General features: G+C 71.5%; 16 protein-coding genes. 4 read left to right on the top strand and 12 right to left on the bottom strand.

The annotated features are described in order from the left end of the window. Positions 1–9: 9 nt before the first annotated feature. Positions 10–549: a hypothetical protein gene (locus ACLQ2N_RS03000; protein WP_425808676.1), complete on the bottom strand. Its 540-nt coding sequence runs from the start codon at positions 547–549 to the stop codon at positions 10–12. Between the two features lie 223 nt (positions 550–772). Between ACLQ2N_RS03000 and ACLQ2N_RS02995 the strand changes: the two genes are divergently transcribed. Further along, positions 773–1,393: a YceI family protein gene (locus tag ACLQ2N_RS02995; protein WP_425808674.1), complete on the top strand. Its 621-nt coding sequence runs from the start codon at positions 773–775 to the stop codon at positions 1,391–1,393. Positions 1,394–1,401: 8 nt separating this feature from the next. On the opposite strand, the gene ACLQ2N_RS02990 is transcribed toward ACLQ2N_RS02995, so the two are convergent. From ACLQ2N_RS02990 to ACLQ2N_RS02975, 4 genes are all read right to left on the bottom strand, one after another. After that, a complete protein-coding gene (locus ACLQ2N_RS02990; protein WP_425808672.1) occupies positions 1,402–1,920 on the bottom strand; it encodes a proline dehydrogenase in 519 nt (172 codons plus the stop codon). A gap of 30 nt (positions 1,921–1,950) precedes the next feature. Then, positions 1,951–2,493, bottom strand: a complete 543-nt coding sequence (locus tag ACLQ2N_RS02985) for a DinB family protein (RefSeq protein ID WP_425808670.1) — start codon at positions 2,491–2,493, stop codon at positions 1,951–1,953. A gap of 85 nt (positions 2,494–2,578) precedes the next feature. After that, positions 2,579–4,153 (bottom strand): FAD-dependent oxidoreductase, encoded by a 1,575-nt coding sequence (locus ACLQ2N_RS02980; RefSeq protein ID WP_425808668.1) that lies wholly within the window; start codon positions 4,151–4,153, stop codon positions 2,579–2,581. A 15-nt stretch (positions 4,154–4,168) separates the two neighbouring features. Next, positions 4,169–4,636 (bottom strand): ATP-binding protein, encoded by a 468-nt coding sequence (locus tag ACLQ2N_RS02975; protein WP_425808666.1) that lies wholly within the window; start codon positions 4,634–4,636, stop codon positions 4,169–4,171. Between the two features lie 111 nt (positions 4,637–4,747). Here ACLQ2N_RS02975 and ACLQ2N_RS02970 point away from each other — a divergent pair, with 111 nt between their 5' ends. Further along, positions 4,748–5,566, top strand: a complete 819-nt coding sequence (locus ACLQ2N_RS02970) for a helix-turn-helix domain-containing protein (RefSeq protein WP_425808664.1) — start codon at positions 4,748–4,750, stop codon at positions 5,564–5,566. Next, the gene (locus tag ACLQ2N_RS02965; RefSeq protein WP_425808662.1) at positions 5,563–5,814 is read left to right on the top strand and encodes a DUF397 domain-containing protein; all 252 of its coding nucleotides are present in this window, start codon (positions 5,563–5,565) and stop codon (positions 5,812–5,814) included. The genes ACLQ2N_RS02970 and ACLQ2N_RS02965 overlap by 4 nt, the downstream gene beginning before the upstream one ends. Here the strand turns inward: ACLQ2N_RS02965 and ACLQ2N_RS02960 are convergent. The 4 genes from ACLQ2N_RS02960 to ACLQ2N_RS02945 all read right to left on the bottom strand — a co-directional run bounded on the left by ACLQ2N_RS02960 (position 5,811) and on the right by ACLQ2N_RS02945 (position 9,136). Further along, positions 5,811–6,230 carry a class I SAM-dependent methyltransferase gene (locus ACLQ2N_RS02960; RefSeq protein ID WP_425808660.1) on the bottom strand — a complete coding sequence of 140 codons (420 nt, stop codon included), beginning with the start codon at positions 6,228–6,230 and terminating at the stop codon, positions 5,811–5,813. The genes ACLQ2N_RS02965 and ACLQ2N_RS02960 overlap by 4 nt on opposite strands. Before the next feature lie 272 nt (positions 6,231–6,502). Continuing rightward, positions 6,503–6,970: a carboxymuconolactone decarboxylase family protein gene (locus ACLQ2N_RS02955; protein WP_425808658.1), complete on the bottom strand. Its 468-nt coding sequence runs from the start codon at positions 6,968–6,970 to the stop codon at positions 6,503–6,505. Between the two features lie 78 nt (positions 6,971–7,048). Then, positions 7,049–8,179, bottom strand: coding sequence for a glycoside hydrolase family 3 N-terminal domain-containing protein (locus tag ACLQ2N_RS02950; RefSeq protein ID WP_425808656.1), 1,131 nt, complete (start codon positions 8,177–8,179; stop codon positions 7,049–7,051). Positions 8,180–8,281: 102 nt separating this feature from the next. Further along, positions 8,282–9,136, bottom strand: coding sequence for a GH25 family lysozyme (locus ACLQ2N_RS02945; RefSeq protein ID WP_425808654.1), 855 nt, complete (start codon positions 9,134–9,136; stop codon positions 8,282–8,284). Positions 9,137–9,439: 303 nt separating this feature from the next. On the opposite strand from ACLQ2N_RS02945, the gene ACLQ2N_RS02940 reads away from it, so the two are divergent. Further along, the gene (locus tag ACLQ2N_RS02940; protein WP_425808652.1) at positions 9,440–11,065 is read left to right on the top strand and encodes an adenosine deaminase family protein; all 1,626 of its coding nucleotides are present in this window, start codon (positions 9,440–9,442) and stop codon (positions 11,063–11,065) included. A gap of 80 nt (positions 11,066–11,145) precedes the next feature. Here ACLQ2N_RS02940 and ACLQ2N_RS02935 read toward each other — a convergent pair whose 3' ends face one another. The 3 genes from ACLQ2N_RS02935 to ACLQ2N_RS02925 form a co-directional block, all read right to left on the bottom strand. After that, complete coding sequence (locus ACLQ2N_RS02935; RefSeq protein WP_425808650.1) at positions 11,146–11,649, bottom strand: hypothetical protein; 504 nt, start codon at positions 11,647–11,649, stop codon at positions 11,146–11,148. Between the two features lie 38 nt (positions 11,650–11,687). After that, on the bottom strand, positions 11,688–13,157 hold the full coding sequence (locus ACLQ2N_RS02930) for a hypothetical protein (protein WP_425808648.1): 1,470 nt from the start codon (positions 13,155–13,157) through the stop codon (positions 11,688–11,690). A gap of 72 nt (positions 13,158–13,229) precedes the next feature. After that, entirely contained in the window at positions 13,230–16,307 is a 3,078-nt protein-coding gene (locus ACLQ2N_RS02925; RefSeq protein WP_425808646.1) for a glycoside hydrolase family 3 protein, read from the bottom strand. Between the last annotated feature and the right edge of the window lie 52 nt (positions 16,308–16,359).

Raw genomic sequence — 16,359 nt, 5'->3', positions numbered from 1 at the left:
GGGCATGCGTCAGCAGCCGCCGCAGTTGTAGTAGGTCACGTCCCAGTGGTTGCCCTCGTCGGCGTAGACGTTGCCGGAACCGGACTTGTACTGAGGTGCGCCGTCGCCGCGCAGGCCGATGTAACTGAACGCGCCCTTCACGTAGTTGGTGAGACAGGTGGTCTTGCCGAAGTCGAGCTTGTAGCCGTTCCAGTGCGAGTACGTGCCGCTGGCGTGCCCGGTCTCCGTGCCCCCGGTGATGTTCAGGGCGCAGCCGGTGGCGCTCTTCAGCGTCTGGGCGCCCTGGGCGGTCGCCAGGTTGAGCTGCTCGAACGAGGTGCAGGTGGAGTTGTAGCGGTCGGAGCAGCCGCCGGAGGACGACCAGGTGATCCCGGACGAGCTGAAGCGGGCGGTCGCCTGGCTGTGGGTGAGCTTGGTGACGGCGTACGCGTCGGTCGTGCCGCTCACCAGGCCGAAGCCGGGCGCGAAGAGGACGCCGAGCACGAGGGCGAGGGCGGTCAGGACGGGGCGCAGCGTCATCCGGGAGACATCGGGCGCGTGGAAGACCATGGGGGGACTCTCCTCCTGTGCATGACAAAGGGGCAGGGAGATAGTGCCCCAGTTCTACGCGCGTCGCCAGAGGGCCTCGCGTAACGGCCGCGTGAACGGATGGGGGGTGTCGCGACAACCCTCGCGCTAGATGTTGAACTTTGAACAAGATGGGTCTACAGTGAATGTCGTTGAAGGTTAAACAACAGGTCGAGTCCGCTCGGCCCGGTCCCGAGGAGGAGCCATGGCTCTGTTCAACCGCAAGTCCGACACCGCCGCTGCCGCCGCCACGACCACGGCCGCCGTCGACCCCGCCCTGGCCGCTCTGACGGGCGACTACACGATCGACCCGGCGCACAGCAGCATCGGCTTCACCGTGCGTCATGCCATGGTCACCAACGTACGCGGCTCCTTCGCCGAGCACGAGGGTTTCCTGAAGCTCGACGGCAGCGATCCGGCCAACTCCTCGGCCTCGATCGACGTGAAGATCGCCAGCGTGGACACCGGTATCAAGGACCGCGACGGCCACCTGGTGAGCGGCGACTTCTTCGACGCCGAGAAGTTCCCCCTGATGACGTTCCGCTCGACCTCCGCCGAGCAGCTGGGCGGCGACACGTACCGCGTCACCGGCGACCTGACGATCAAGGACGTGACCCGCCCGCTCGCCATCGACCTGGAGTTCAACGGCTCCGCCAAGGACGTCTACGGCAACGAGCGCGTCGGCTTCGAGGGCAGCGCCGAGATCCTGCGCTCCGACTGGGGCCTGACCTGGAACGCGGCGCTGGAGACCGGCGGCGTCATGGTCAGCGACAAGGTGAAGCTGAACTTCGACATCTCGGCGATCAAGGCCGCGCCGCAGGCGTAACGCCGCCCTCAGCGCGGGGCGTCGAGCACCCGCGCGGCGGCCGCACGGAGGCCCTTCACCGCCTGGTGAAGGGCCTCGTCGCGCCGGGCGGCCAGCGCGGTGTGCGCGGCCTTGTGCGTGGTGTCGCCGGCGCGGGCGTCCGCGACCATCCGCCGCATCAGCTCGGCGCGCTCGGTGGACGCCCGGCCCACCCGGCCGACCGCCGCCACCATGGCGTCCGGCCCCTCCACGAGGACGACCTCGGCGGCCCGGTGCACCTCGCGCGCCAGGCCGACGAACGTGCCGACCCGCTCGTCCACCGTCCCCAGGTCCGGCCGCTCCGGCCGCAGCGCCTCGAAGACGGCGTCCAGGGCGATGTCCCGGTCGTGCAGCGCCCCGAGGTACGCCACATACGCGTCCCGGCGGTGCTGCCTGCGCCACTGGTCGTACTGGGAGCGGGCCGCCGTCCGCCCGGTCACGAAGGCCGCCCCCAGGGTGGCGAGCGAACCGACGGCGGCCCCTATCAGCGCGGCGACTTCGGCATCCATGCGTGCCATTGTGCCGCCGGCCGCACCCGCTCAGCCCATGGACTTCGAGCCGTCCAGGGACTCCCGGATGATGTCCGCGTGGCCGGCGTGCTGCGCGGTCTCCGCGATGATGTGCATCAGCGTTCGGCGCGCCGACCACTTCGCGTCCCCTTCGAACCAGGGGGCCTTCGGCAGCGCGTGCGCGGCGCCCAGGTCCGGCAGGGACGCGACCAGCTCGTCGGTCGCCGCCGCCACCTTCTCGTAGGCGTCGAGCACCCCGGCCAGCGTCTCGCCGGGCAGCATCCTGAACTCGTCGGCCCGCTTCGCGAAGTCGGCCTCGGTCATCGCGGTGAAGTCCGGCATCGCGGCGGCACCCTCCACGATGAACGCGGCCCAGCCCCGCTCGACCGAGGTGACGTGCTTGATGAGGCCGCCGAGACACAGCTCGCTCTTCGTGGTCCGCTCCCCCGCCTGCTCGTCGGTCAGGTCGCGAGTGGTGAACCGCAGGAAGTGCCGCTGCTTGCCCAGCGCCTCCAGGAGGTCCGCCCGCTCGTCGGAGCCGGTGTTCGCGGTGGCCGTCTCGCTGGCGTTCATGATGTGCTGCCTTCCGTCGTTCCTGTTCCGCCGTCAGGAACGACAGTACGAGCGCATTAGGTCAGATCCGGTCCTGTACGCGCGGTCAACGCCTCCTGACCTTCAGCGCGTTGTCCGTACGGGTGGTGGGGTTGCCGTCCGGGTCGTTCTGGACGCGCTCGTGCTCCTCGCTGAGCAGCACCTCCCACTCACCGTCCGGCAGTTCCAGCTGGGCCAGCACCTCGTCCGGGGTCGGCAGCTCCATGTCCGCGTGGTGGTGGTCCCAGGCCGGGAAGCCCGCGTGCCCCACGATCAAGAGCACCCCGCCCGGGGCGACCGCACGGGCCGCCCGGCGCAGGATGCGTGCGCGGGGCAGGTCGCCCATGGAGTGCAGGAACTGCGCCGAGACCAGGTCGTACGTCCCCTCGGGGAAGGTGTCGCCCAGGTCGTGGAACTGCCAGTCCACCCGGTCGGCGACCCCGGCCTCCGCCGCGTGCTCGGCGGCCCGTCCGAGCGCCACGCGGGAGATGTCCGTCGCGGTGACCTGCCAGCCCCGGCCCGCCAGCCAGACCGCGTCCGCGCCCTCCCCGCAGCCCAGGTCCAGCGCCCGGCCCGGCACCAGGTCCTCGACCTCGCGGACGAGCACGGTGTTGGGCTTCCCGCTCCAGATGCGGTGGCTCTCGCGGTACCGGTTGTCCCACATCTCGGCGTCGGAGGGCGCGTTGCGGGCCTCCACGGCGCGCTGGGTGTCCTCGGTGACGAGGTCCCCGTTGATGGCCGCGCCGGCCTTCAGCCCGGCCGCCGCCGCGCCGATCACCTGGTCCATGAGGCCGGTGACGTTCCCGGCGACCCACACCCCGGCCGCCGCCGTCGCGCCGGTCGGGTCCGCCTCGATGTACGAGCCGATGAGGTGTCCGCCCATCTCCAGCGGTGCGGGCCGCAGCCCCAGGCTCTCCAGTACGCCGGAGCGCGCGGTGAACCTCGGCTGGACGACCACGGCCGCCCGCTCGACCACCCGGCCGCCCGCGAGGCGGACGCCGGTCAGCCGGTCGTCGGTCACCTCCAGGCCGGCCACCTCGCCGTCCACGACCGCGATGCCGCGCGCCGCCAGCTGCTCGTACTCCTCGTCGGACGGCTCCGGCCCCTGGTGCAGGAAGAGGGTGACGTCCTCGCTCCACTGCCGCCACAGCAGCGCCTGATGCACGGCCATGGGGCTGACGGCGATGACACCGATCGCCGCGTCGCGCACCTCCCAGCCGTGGCAGTACGGGCAGTGCAGTACCTCGTGCCCCCACCGCTCGGCCAGGCCCGGGATCGCCGGGAGCTCGTCGGTCAGCCCCGTCGTGACCAGCAGCCGCCGCGCCGTGACGGTCGCGCCGTCGCCGCGTACGACCCGGAACCCGGCGCCCTCCGGCAGCCGCTCGACCACGGTGACCTCGCCGGTCACGACCTCGACCCCGTACCCGGCGACCTCGTCCCGGCCGATCGCCAGGAGTTCGCCGGGCGGGGTGCCCTCGCGGCCCAGGTAGTTGTGGACGTGCGACGCGGGCGCGTTGCGCGGGTCCCCCGCGTCGATCACCAGCACGGACCGCCGCGCCCGCCCCAGGGCCAGCGCCCCGCTCAGCCCGGCGGCCCCGCCGCCGATCACCACTACGTCGTACATCTGCGTGTTGTCGCTCATGCGAACCTCCTCCATCTACGGGAGAGGGTGCGGCCCGCCCGCCGCTGCGGCAAACATCCTTGCCGGTGCGGCAAACTCGCACCAGACGATCTTGCCCGGGTTGCGTTCGCCGACCCCCCATTTGGACGCCAGTGCGGCGACCAGCAGCAGGCCGCGACCGCGTTCCGCCGCGGGGCCCGGGGGCGGAGCCGCCTCCGGGACCTCGCCGTCACCGCTGTCGTGGATCTCGACCCTCAGCCGGGTCTCCGCGCGGTCCCAGTAGAGGAACAGACGGTAGCCCCGCCCCGGCGGCACGCCGTGCACGAGCGCGTTGGTCGCGAGTTCGCTCACACAGAGCAGCACGTCGTCGGTGTTCACGTGGTGCGCCTCGCACGCCCAGTCGACCAGGGCCTGCCGTGCGAACTTCCGCACGAGCGGCACGGACCTGCGCTCTCGGCGGTAGAAGGCTTCGCGGAATTCGAGGAGTTGAGTTGCTTCGTTCATGAGACGAAGGTCACACAACGTCACTACGGTTGTGCACCGCGTCAGGTCGTACGGAGTCGTTGTACGACCGCTGACGGGTCATCACGTCGCCAGAACGGGGAGAGGCACTGCATGCAGCAGGCAAAGAGGAAGCGGATCACGTCGTGGCACCTCATCGGTGCCCAGATGGCCATGTTCCGGCGGGCGTCCGGGTTAACTCAGGCGACCCTCGCGGATCAGTTCGGCGTCAGCGAGGACACGATCGCATCGATCGAGCAGGGGCGGCGCCCGCTGCAAATGGACTTCGCCATGCTCCTGGATCGACTCCTCGAAACCAAGGGGGCCTTGAAGGTCGCGGTGGAGAAGGTGCCGCGCGTGGAGCGATTCCCGCTGTTCGTGCAGGACTACATGGAGCATGAGCAGGAAGCGATCTCTCTGCACTCGTACCAGAACCAAGTGGTTCCGGGCCTTCTTCAGACCGAGGGCTATGCGCGAGCAGTCTTCAAGTCCCTCTACCCGCCTCTGGAGCCCGAGGAGGTGGAAGAGCGGGTCAAGAACCGCATGCAGCGTCGTGCGCTCCTGGAGCGCAAACCCCGCCCGATGCTGAGCTTCCTTCTGGAAGAGGTGATCTTGCACCGCCCCATCGGAGGGCCCGAGATCCTGCGCGAGCAGATCGTGCACCTGCGGGAGTATGCCGAACTCCCCTTCCTCAGCCTCCAGATCATGCCGACCAGCCGTCAGACGCACGCCGCCCTCGACGGCCCGATGGTGCTTCTCGAAACCCCGGACCACGACCAAGTGGCATACATCGAAGGCCAGCGCGTCAGCTACCTGATCGATGAGCCGGAGGAAGTAAGCGTCTTCCAGCAGAAATGTGGGATGCTCCGGTCCCAGGCGCACTCACCCGAGGAGAGCGCCCGGCTAATGGACGACCTGCTTGGAGAGACATGACCCGCGCAGCACACGGCACTGGACTCAGCTGGTTCAAGTCAAGCTACAGCGGCAGCGAAGGCGGCAACTGCCTCGAAGTCGCGCACCACTGGCGCAAGTCGAGCTACAGCGGTAGCGAGGGCGGCGACTGCGTCGAGGTCGCCGCGCACCCTGCGGCCGTGCACATCAGGGACTCCAAGGTCACCGACGGGCCCGTGCTCACCGTGCCGCCCGCCGCCTGGGACGCCTTCGTCCGGGCGAACGCCTAACGCCTCGTGGCCGCGAGGTACACGCGGCGGGACGGGATCTCGTTCTCGTACGCCTCGCGGACCGTGCAGTCGTCGGTGCCGAAGCCCGCCTCGTGGGCCGCCCTGCGGAGCTCGTACACGGTGAACTCCGCCCCGTAGACCTGGAGTCCACTGCCCAAGGGGTCATCGATGGCGCCGTCCCCCTCGCCCTCCTTCGCGACGACGAGCAGGTGGCCGCCGGGGCGTATCGCGGCGGCCCAGGACGCCATCGTGTCGGGCAGCAGGCCCTTGGGCTGGTCGTGCAGGGAGTAGTACGAGACGAGGCCGTCGAGCGGGCCGCCCGTGGCGGCGCGCTGGTCCATGACGGCGAACCGGCAGCCGGGCTGCTCCCGGCGCGCCAGCGACACGCAGCGGGGCGAGAGGTCGATGCCCAGCATTGTCGAGCCCGTACGCCGCGAGCAGGGCCGTGACGTGGCCGCAGGGCCCGCAGCCCGCGTCGTACACCCGGCCGCCCACTCCGACCCGTGCCGCGAACGCGCGCAGGACCTCCAGGTCGTACGGCTTGGCCTCCAGCTCGTACCGGAAGAGCTGGAGGTAGTGCTCCGCGCGCGCGTCCCACGTGCGGACGACATCGGCGGAACTGCCGGGGAAGGCGAGGACAGGGGTATGTCGGCCATCACGGCAACCTGCCGCGGCGGGGTGGCCGTTCTCAGGCGAACCGGCCCACCACGTAGTCGCCCGCCGGCTGCCGTACGAGCACGTTGAGGCGGTTGAAGGTGTTGATGACGGCGATCGCGGAGACCAGGGCCGCGAGCTGGTCCTCGTCGTAGTACGTGGCGGCGTTGGCCCAGACCTCGTCCGGGACACCGCCGTCCGCGAGGCGGGTGCCGTGTTCGGTCAGCTCCAGCGCGGCGCGCTCGGCGTCGGTGAAGACGGTGGCCTCGCGCCAGGCAGCGAGCAGGTTGAGCCGGGTCGCGGTCTCCCCGGCGTGTGCGGCCTCCTTGGTGTGCATGTCGAGGCAGGCCGCACAGCCGTTGATCTGGCTGGCCCGGACCCGTACCAGCTCCTGCGTGGCGAGGGGCAGGGTGGAGTCCTCCAGGGCCCTGCCCGCCGCGACGATGTGCTTCAGGGCCCTGGCCGAGACCGCACGGGTGAAGAGGTCGAGACGAGCGTTCATGATCGGTTCCTGCCTTCCGTCGAGTGGTTGCTGCACCTCTCTGACGGAGCGGCCGGCACCGAGGTAACAAGCGCCCCGTCACAGCCCCGCGCGCAAGGCGTTCACGCGAGCCGCCGCCGCGTCGAAGGCGGCCGGGTCGAGCGAGTCGCCGAGGGCGTCGGCCAGGGCGGCCACCGCCTCGTCGCCCTGCGAGACGCTGCGGGCCGAGCAGAGCAGCAGGTCCATTCCGGCGGCGGCGGCCTTGACGGCGCGCTGCGACGTGCTGCCGTAGGAGGAGAGCGCACCGGCCTCCAGCGCGTCCGTGACCGTGACGCCCTTGAAGCCGAGCCGGTTGCGGAGCTCTCCGACGACGGTCGGCGAGAGACCGGCGGGGCGGGCGGAGTCCAGGCCCGTGTAGATCGCCCAGGAAAGCATGACCAGCTTGACGCCCGCCGCGATCGCGTCCCGGTACGGGGCCTCGTCCACGCTGCGGAGGGTGGTGGCGGAGGTGGTGATCGTGACGGACCGCAGGTCGGTGTTCTGGCCCGACGTCGCCGGGCCCAGGCCCGGGAAGTGCTTGGCGGTGGCGGCGACGCCCTCGCGCTGCTGGGCGGTGATGAAGTCCGCGCCGCAACTGGCCACGGCGGCGGCCGACTTGCTGTACGAGCGCTCGTACTGGTCCGTGAAGTCGCCGTCCTTGCGGTAGACGTCGAGGACCGGGGCCAGGTTGACGTTCATGCCGACGCCCGCGAGGTTCATGCCCGCGCCGCTGCCGGTGAAGTCGGCCCAGTAGTGCGGGTCGGAGGAGGCGCCGACGTCCTTGGCGGACTTGACGGGCTCCCCCGGCAGGCGGCGGATCATGCCGCCCTCCTGGTCGGTCATGAGGAGCAGCGGCGCCTGGATGGGAGACGAGGCCCGGGCCGCGTTCATCGAGCGGATGACGCCCTCGATCTGCGTCAGGCTCTGGACGTTCTCGCCGAAGAAGATGACGCCCGCCGTGTGGCCCTGCTCGATGGCCGTCATCAGGGACGCGGGGGGCGTGAGGCCCGGGTAGGAGTGGATGACGCGCTGCCCGGCGCGCTGAAGGGGCGACAGGGCGGAGAAGCGGGGGCGCGTGCTCTCCGGCAGCCGGAGGGCCGCCTCCGCCGCCCCGGCCGCCGGGCCCAGACCTCCGGCGAGGGCCGCGGCCCCGGCGATCAGCGCACCGCGCCGGCTCAGGGGTGGGGTCATGAGGTGCTCCTTCGTGAACGGTCGTGGAGGCGGCGGGGGCCGGAGCGGCTCTACCCGGCCGCTCCGGCTCGTATACCTACTCGTACACCTATCCGTCTGCGTTCACGGCGTGTTGTTCGCCAGGGCGAGGAGGCGGGAGCGGTCGCCGCCGAAGCGGTCCCGGTCGACGTTGCCGGAGACTCCGCTCACCGAGCCGGTGGAGCTGTACTGCCAGACGGTGTAGTAGGGGAAGCCCGACGGGATGCTGGGAGTGCCGGTGGTCCAGTGCGCGACCCAGAGCGGGCTGCGGGCGGACATGCCGCTCCAGCCGCCGGTGCAGGTGTTCCACCAGCTCGGGCTGGTGTAGATCACGACGTCGCGGCCGGTGCGGGCCTTGTACCGGTTGTAGAAGTCGAGGATCCACTGCTGCATCGACGCCTGCGAGTAGCCGTAGCAGGTGCCCTCGATGTCCAGCACGCCGGGGAGCGTCAGGTTGTCGCGGGACCAGGCCCCGCCGTTGCTCGCGAAGAAGTCCGCCTGGGCCGCGCCGCCGGAGACGTCCGGGCGGGCGTAGTGGTACGCGCCCCGGATGACGCCCGCGTTGTAGGCACCCAGGTAATTGGCGCTGAACGTCGGGTCCTTGTACGTCAGCCCCTCGGTGGCCTTCATCCAGGCGAACTCGATGCCCGCGCCGCGCACGGAGTTCCAGTTGATGCCTCCCTGCCAGCTGGAGACGTCGATGCCCTCGGGGGTCGCCTTGAGGCCGGCGTCCGGCTGCGCGCCGAGGTGCAGTTGCCGGGTGTCCGGCCTGAAGTCCTTGGCGTCCTGGACGTAGCCGACACCCATGTACCCCTTGCCGAGCGGGACGGGATGGTCCTGGCGGGGCGCCGACGAGGCGGTGCCGGACATCAGGCCGAGCAGCAGCGCCGCGCTCGTACCGAGGACACCGGCCGCGGTGAGTCTCTTGCGAGTGGTCATGAGGAGCCTCCTGCTGGTGGGGGGAGCGGCCGCGGTCCGGCCGCTCGGGCAGCACGCTTCACGCATGGGTCTACGCGCGTCCACTTGTCGCGAACACGACATAGTCAGCCACAGAAGTGACCCTTGGGTAAATAGTTTTCGCCCCTCGTTAGTGGTCTAGACCCATCACCGACCGCGTGAGCTGCGTGAACGGTCGCGGCCCGGCAGAACTTTCCACGGGCCCCTCCACTCGTTCGGGTGGATGTTCCCACCCAAAGGCATGATTCGCGGGCAAATGACCATGGCGAGCGCGATCATGCCTCGGTGATCTCTACCAACCGGACGGCCCGCCGTCCCAAGTCCCCTCTGCTGGCCGGGTTCGGCGGCGTTCTCGCCCTGCTGAGCCTGATCCCGGCGATCCCCGCGACCGCCGCCGCTCCCGCGCGCGACAGCGCCGTACGCACCGCCGGACTCGCCGCGCCCCGCCCGGTGACGCCCGCCGAACGCCGTACCGCCGCCTACCTGGACTCGCTGCGGGACCGGCCCGCGCGGCTGCGGGCCTTCTTCAAGGAACTGCCCAAGGGCGGTGACCTGCACAACCACCTCTCCGGAGCGGTGACCACCGAATACCTGCTCCAGCTCGCGATCGAGCAGGGGCTCTGCATCGACGCGACGATGACCGCCGTGGCCTCGCCGTGCGCCCCGGGCGCCCGGCCCGCCGCCGACGCCCGCACCGACGCCGCGTTCCGGCAGCAGATCATCCGGGCCTGGTCGATGCAGGACTTCCCGGCCGACGAGTCCGGGCACGACCACTTCTTCGACACCTTCGGCAAGTTCGGCATGGCCACCTGGTACGCCCGGGGCAAGATGCTCGCCAACGTCGCCGACACCGTCGTGAAGCAGAACCAGTTCTACCTGGAGACGATGGTCAGCCCGGCCTCCGAGAGCGCCAAGAAGCTGGCCGACGAGGTGGGTTACGAAGCCGACCTGGCCGCGTTCCACCGCAAGCTGGCCGCGGGCGGCAAGCTGGACAAGGTCATCGACGAGGCGGTCCAGGAGGCCGACGACACCGACGTCCAGTTCCGCGAGGCCGCGCACTGCGACGCCCCGCGCCCCGCCCCCGCCTGCAAGCTGCCCGTCCGGTGGATCTCGCAGGTCTCCCGGGGCAGCTCCCCGGCCCGCGTGTTCACGCAGATGGTCGTCGGCATGCGGCTGGCCGAGCGCGACCCGAGGTTCGTCGCGGTCAACCTCGTCCAGCCGGAGGACTGGGACAGCTCGCTGGAGAACTACAGCCTCCAGATGCGGATGCTGAAGTACCTGCGCGGGCAGTACCCGGGCGCCCACCTCACCCTGCACGCCGGTGAGCTGGCCCCGGGCCTGGTCAAGCCGGAGGACCTGACCTTCCACATCAACGAGGCGGTGCGGGTCGCCGGCGCCGAGCGCATCGGCCACGGCGTCGACCTGGTCCACGAGGACGACTGGCGCGCGCTGGCCCGGACCATGGCGCGCCGGCACGTGGCCGTCGAGGTGCCGTTCTCCAGCAACAAGCAGATCCTCGGCATCGCGGGCGACGAGCACCCGTTCAACGCGTACCGCCGCTACGGCGTGCCGATCGTGCTCTCCACGGACGACCCGGGCGTCTCCCGGATCGACATCAGCCACGAGTACCAGTACGCCGCGAAGACGTACAGCCTCTCGTACACCGAGCTGAAGGACCTGGCCCGCGCCTCGCTGGAGTACGCCTTCCGCGACGGCCGCAGCCTGTGGGCCACCGGCACCGCGCCCTCCGGCTACCGCGTGGTGGCGGCCTGCCGGGCCGACCGCCCCGGTGACGGACGCCCGAGCGCGCGCTGTGCGGACTACCTCGCGAGCAGCCCGAAGGCGGCGACCGAGTGGCGCCAGGAGGCGGCCTTCGCCGCGTTCGAGCGCGCGCACGGCGGTCGCGGCTGAGCCTGCGGGGCAGCCGCTCCACCACGTCCGGGCCGCGGGGGGCCGTCCCCCGCGGCCCGGACGCGTGTCCGGTTCCCGCCTCAGCGGCGCGCGCCCGGGCCGGCGGTGATCCGCACGTTCTGGGGCGCGTCGCGGGGGAAGGTCCAGACCCGGCCGGCGGTGCTGACCGCGGTCACCGCGGTGTCATCCAGGGTGACTTCGTGGAAGGGGTCGGACCAGCGGGAGACGGCGAGCCATTCGAGCGTGGCGTCCTCGTCGTCCCGGGTCAGCGCGACCCATCCGATGGAGCCGTGATGGGCGGACTCGCCCGCCGAGGCGCGGTTTCCGCGGTGGACCTGGGTGGCGCGGGTGGATCCGACCTCCACCCAGTCGTCCGTGCTCCACTCGGTGGCGCGCAGGATTTCCAGCCAGCACCAGCTCTCGGCCCGCAGATCGTCGGGCCGGTCGGGCGACCGCGTCCGCAGGAGATCCATCACGCGCAGGGAGCCGTCGGCGAACACGATGAAGTCACCGTCGGGCGCCTCCCGGTCGCGCCAGCGACGGTGCACCAGCTCGGCCATGGGCACCGCAACCGCATCGTTCATGCGCTCGATTCTGGCACGGGATGCCCGGCCCCCCGTGGTCAGAACCCGCCGCCGAAGTCCCCGCCGCCCCCGAAACCGCCGCCGTCGCCGCCGAACCCTCCCCCGTCACCGAAACCGCCGCCGCCGAAGCCGGACGAGTCGAAGTCCGAGCCGGAGAAGTCGCCGCCGGAGACGTCACCGCCCCCGTAGTCACCGCCCCCGTAGTCCGCCGCGTACGCCGGGGTGGCGAGCATCGAGCCGAGCATCGTGCCGACCAGGAGGCCCGGCAGCAGCCCACCGCCGAAGTAGCCGCCCGCCCACGGTCCGTAGGCCGGACCCGCCTCCCAGTACGGGCGGCGCCGGCCGTCGCCCACCTCGACCGTCCGGCTCATCGGATCCTCGCCCTCGCGCAGCCGCACCTCGTCCGCCGCGCACACCGGGACCTCCCGGGCGCTGCCGCCCGAAGGGGACCAGCGGACGTCGGCGACCGAGGGGCCGTGGCGCGGGTCGAAGAAGCAGGGCGGGCGGCGGGCCGGGAGTTCGCGGCCGGAGCGGCGGGCGTCGAGCACGGCGAGCGAGTAGCGCCCGTCCTCCAGGGCCTGGGTCACCCCGCGCACGTCCGAGGGGTGTTGCGCGGCCGCCATACGGGACTTGGCGCTCTCGTAGGAGTCGAGGGCGCGTTCGTAGTCGCCGCGCATCGCGTCGTCGGCGCCGGGCTCCGCGGGATGGAAGTCGAGGCGGTCCAAGGTCTCCCCGTAGGCCGTGATGTCCTCGTCCACGACCACCCGCAGCTTGTCGAGCGCGGCCCGCTCCTCGGTCTCCTTGCGCCTGCGGTTGCGGTGGACGACCGTGAACGCGGCGGCTCCGCCGACCACCACCACGGCTCCGACGGCGATCAGGCCGGCGGTGGCCGAGCCCCTGCCGCCGCCGGAGGAGTCACCGCTCCAGGAGGCGGGCGCGTTGCCCCGGGCCTGCTCGACGGCGCGGTCCACGAAAGTGCCCAGCTGGGTCGCCGCGTCGGTGTCCGCACCGGGGGTCTTCACGGCAGCGGTGAGGTTGATGACGGCGTTCCGGGACATCACCTGAGGGTCGGCGCCCGCGCTGAAGCCGTCGCCGAGGCGGATCGCGTAGACGCCGGTGATGCCGGTCTCGGCGCGCAGGGTGCGCAGCACGGTGTCCTCGGGGAAGGCGGCGGTGTTGGGCAGTACGGCCACGAACACCGGTTTGTCCGCGTCCTCGATCTTCTTGCTCAGGGCTGCGGCCTGACCCCGGGAGAGCTGGTCGGCGGCGGCCGGGTCGACGTAGACGGGCCCCTTGCGCAGGGCCTGGGCGACGTCGTTCACGGTGGAGGCGGTCGCCGCCGGGGTGGTGGCGGGGGCCGCCGCGGGGGTGGTGGCGGGGGCCGCCGCGGGGGTGGTGGCGGGGGCCGCCGCGGGGGCCAGGAAGAGGGCGAGGGCGGAGAGCAGGGCCAGGAGCCCCGCCAGAAGCGCCGCCGGGGCCGTAAGAGTGAGAAACGGCCTGTTCCGCATACTCCCAAGCTAACGCACATGCGTACGAAACGGGCGGACGGCCTCGTGGGGCCGCCCGCCCGTCCCGCGTCCTCAGGCGGCCCGGTAGGCGGTCCTGAGCTTCGCCACGGCACCGGTCAGATCACCGGTGAGCAGCAGGTGGTCGGCGTCCGCGAACGGCTTGGACACCTTCTCCGTCAGCTTGCCGCCGGTCTTCTGCTGGACCAGCAGCCGGGCCTGGCCGACGATCTCCCGGCCCGCCTCGGTCCGGCCGAGGCCGGCGCGCTCCGCGACCTGCGCGGCCACGCCGAGCAGGGTGAGCGTGACCTCGCCGCCGGCCGGGGGCTTCTTCAGCGTGGTGAGACCCCACCCGTACGGGAACTGCGGGTCGTACGAGGCGTCGCCCACGTTGATCGGCAGCTGCGCCTCGGACTTGGGCCAGGTCACCGGGAGCTGCCCGGTGAAGGCCCGCTTGCCGAAGAGGACGTCGGCGACGCCGTCGCCCTCGGAGCCCGGCAGCCAGGACGCCACCAGCGCGTCGATGCCGTCGAGCTGGTCCCCGATGAGCTGGGGACGGCCCGAGACGATGAGGACGGCGCACTTCATCGCGGCGCAGACCTTGTCGATCGCGGCCCGGTCGGCGTCGGACAGCTTCAGGTCGTGCCCGTTGCCGACGTCGCCGACCCCCTCCGCGTACGGGGTCTCACCGACGACCACCACGCCCACGTCGTAGCCGGCGGTGTCGGCGGACGCGTCCTTGGAGTACGTGACGGACGCGGCGTCCTTCTTCATGGCGGACAGGATCGTGGTGCCCGGGGTGATGGCGCCGGACGAGCCCTGCCAGCTGACGGTCCAGCCACCGGCCTGGTTGCCGATGTCGTCGGCGTTGGAACCGGCGACGTACACCTTCTGCGAGGACTTCAGCGGCAGCACGCCCCCGTCGTTCTTCAGCAGCACCTGCGACTCGGCGGCGGCCTCGCGGGCCACGGCCCGGTGCTCGGCGGAGCCGATCTTCTCCAGGTTGGCCGTGTCGGCGTAGGGCTTCTCGAAGAGGCCCAGCTTGAACTTCTGGGTCAGGATGCGGGCGACCGCGTCGTCGATCCGGGACTGCGGGATGCGCCCTGCGGCGACCTCGTCCTGGAGCGTCTTCGTGAAGTCCTTGTACTCGGTCGGGACCATGATCATGTCGAGCCCGGCGTTGACGGACGTGCGCACGTCGCTCGCGTAGTCGCCGGGGAGCTGGTCGATCGCCTTGTAGTCGCTGATGACGAAGCCCTCGAAGCCCATGCGGTCCTTGAGGACGCCGTTGATCATCTCGGCGTCGCCGTGCATCTTCACCGGGCCCTTGTCGTCCCCGATGATGTCGAGCGAGGAGTAGGACGGCATGACCGTGCCGACCCCGCGCTTCACCGCGTCCTCGAAGGGCGCGAGGTGGACGGCCTCCAGTTCCTGCCGGGTGACCTTGGTGACACCCTGGTCGGTCGTGTACGAACCGGTGGTGGACGAGCCGTACTCCGTACCGCCGTCGCCGACGTAGTGCTTGGCGGTGGCCAGCACCTTGTCGTTGCGGTCCAGGTCCTTGCCGGAGGCGGCGCCCTGCATGCCCTGGATCACGGTCTCCAGGGACTTCACGAGGGCCGGGTCCTCACCGTACGCCTCGTAGGAGCGGCCCCAGCGCTCGTCGCGCGAGACGCAGAGGCAGGGCGCGAAGTCCCACGGGACGCCGGTCGCGCGGACCTCGCTCGCGGTGACGGCACCGGTCTTCTCGGCCAGCTCCGGGTCGCGGGTGGCGCCGAGGCCGACGTTGTGCGGCATGACCGTCGCGCCGACCAGGTTGTTGTGGCCGTGCACCGCGTCCACGCCGTAGATCAGCGGGATCTGGAAGCGGGTGGCCCGGGCGCGCAGCTGGTAGCCGTCGATCATCTTCGCCCACGCCTCGGGGGTGTTGGGCGCGGGGACCGAGCCGCCGCCGGAGAGCAGCGAGCCGAGGTCGTAGGTGGCGATGTCGCCCTGGGACGCGAGCGCGTTGCGCTCGGCCTGGGTCATCTGGCCGGCCTTCTCGGCGGGCGACATCCGGGAGAGCAGGTCGGCGACGCGCTTCTTCACCGGCAGCTTCGGGTTCTGGTACGGCAGCCCGTGGGCGTCGATGACGGCCTGCGGGTTCTCCTTCGGCGGCCGGGCGCCGGTGACGGTCAGCTCCAGCGGGACGGTCTTCGCGGTGGCGGCGCCGGCGACCTTCTTCGTCGCGACGGCCACCTGGTGGGTGGTGCCGGACGCGGTGCCCGCCGGGAAGGTGTACGTGCCGCTGACCGGCGTGAAGTCGGTGCCGGGCTTCGCCGTGCCGCCCTTCGTCTCGTACGCGACGGTGACGGGCTCCTCCAGCGGGACGGACCCGGTCGTGGTCAGCGTGAAGCCGAGGGACGCGGACGCGCCCTGCTTCACCGGGACCACCGCCGCCTCGGTGACGACACTCGCCTTCAGGGCGGCGTCGGCCTTGCCGTACAGCTCGATGCCGTCGATGGCGAACTTCCCGGGGGCGCCGGGCGGCAGGGTGAGGGCGTACCCCCACATCTCGTTCAGGCCGAGCACCTGGTCGATGCCGCCGACGGGCTGGTAGTCGCCCCGGTAGGTGAAGTCGGCGAACGGGATCTCGACGAGGTGCCAGCCCTCCCAGTCGTCGGTGAACGAGGTGGTCCACAGCTCGGACGCCTCGCCGTGGGCGCCGCCGTCCTTGATCTCGAAGGCGATCCGCTTGCCCGAACCGGGCGGCAGCGGCGCGGTGTTCTGGCCGTACCACCAGAAGCGGATGCCCTTGTGGGCGGACCAGTCGTGGGCCGGCCGGTCGGCGGCGTAGTCGTGGCTGAAGCCGCCGTAGCCGCTGATGTCGTAGGTGCCTTCGAGGACCTTGGCGCCCTCGGGGGCGTCGGCCCGGTCCTTCAGCGCCAGGCTGGGCGGGTCGTCGGCGTCGCCGCCCCAGGTGAAGATGCCCTCGGCCGGCTGGTTGGCGAAGGGCACCTCCCCCTCGAAGCGGTCGACGGCGACCGGTGCCGGTTCGTCGGCGGCCGGTGCCGCCGTGGACGGGACGGCCCCGGCGAGCAGGCCGGCCACCACGGTGGCGGCGGCCAGCACGGCGGTCGCGGGTCTCGCCCGGCGGCGGGTGCGGGGTGGCATGTGTGCGGCTCCTTCGTACGGTGCCCGCGCGCGGCACGGTGGTGGGGGACGC

Source organism: Streptomyces sp. DT224 (assembly GCF_049844595.1).
Classification (GTDB): Bacteria; Actinomycetota; Actinomycetes; order Streptomycetales; family Streptomycetaceae; genus Streptomyces.
The sequence above is the reverse complement of the archived record's forward strand: the minus strand, read 5'-3'. Positions and strand labels throughout refer to the sequence as shown.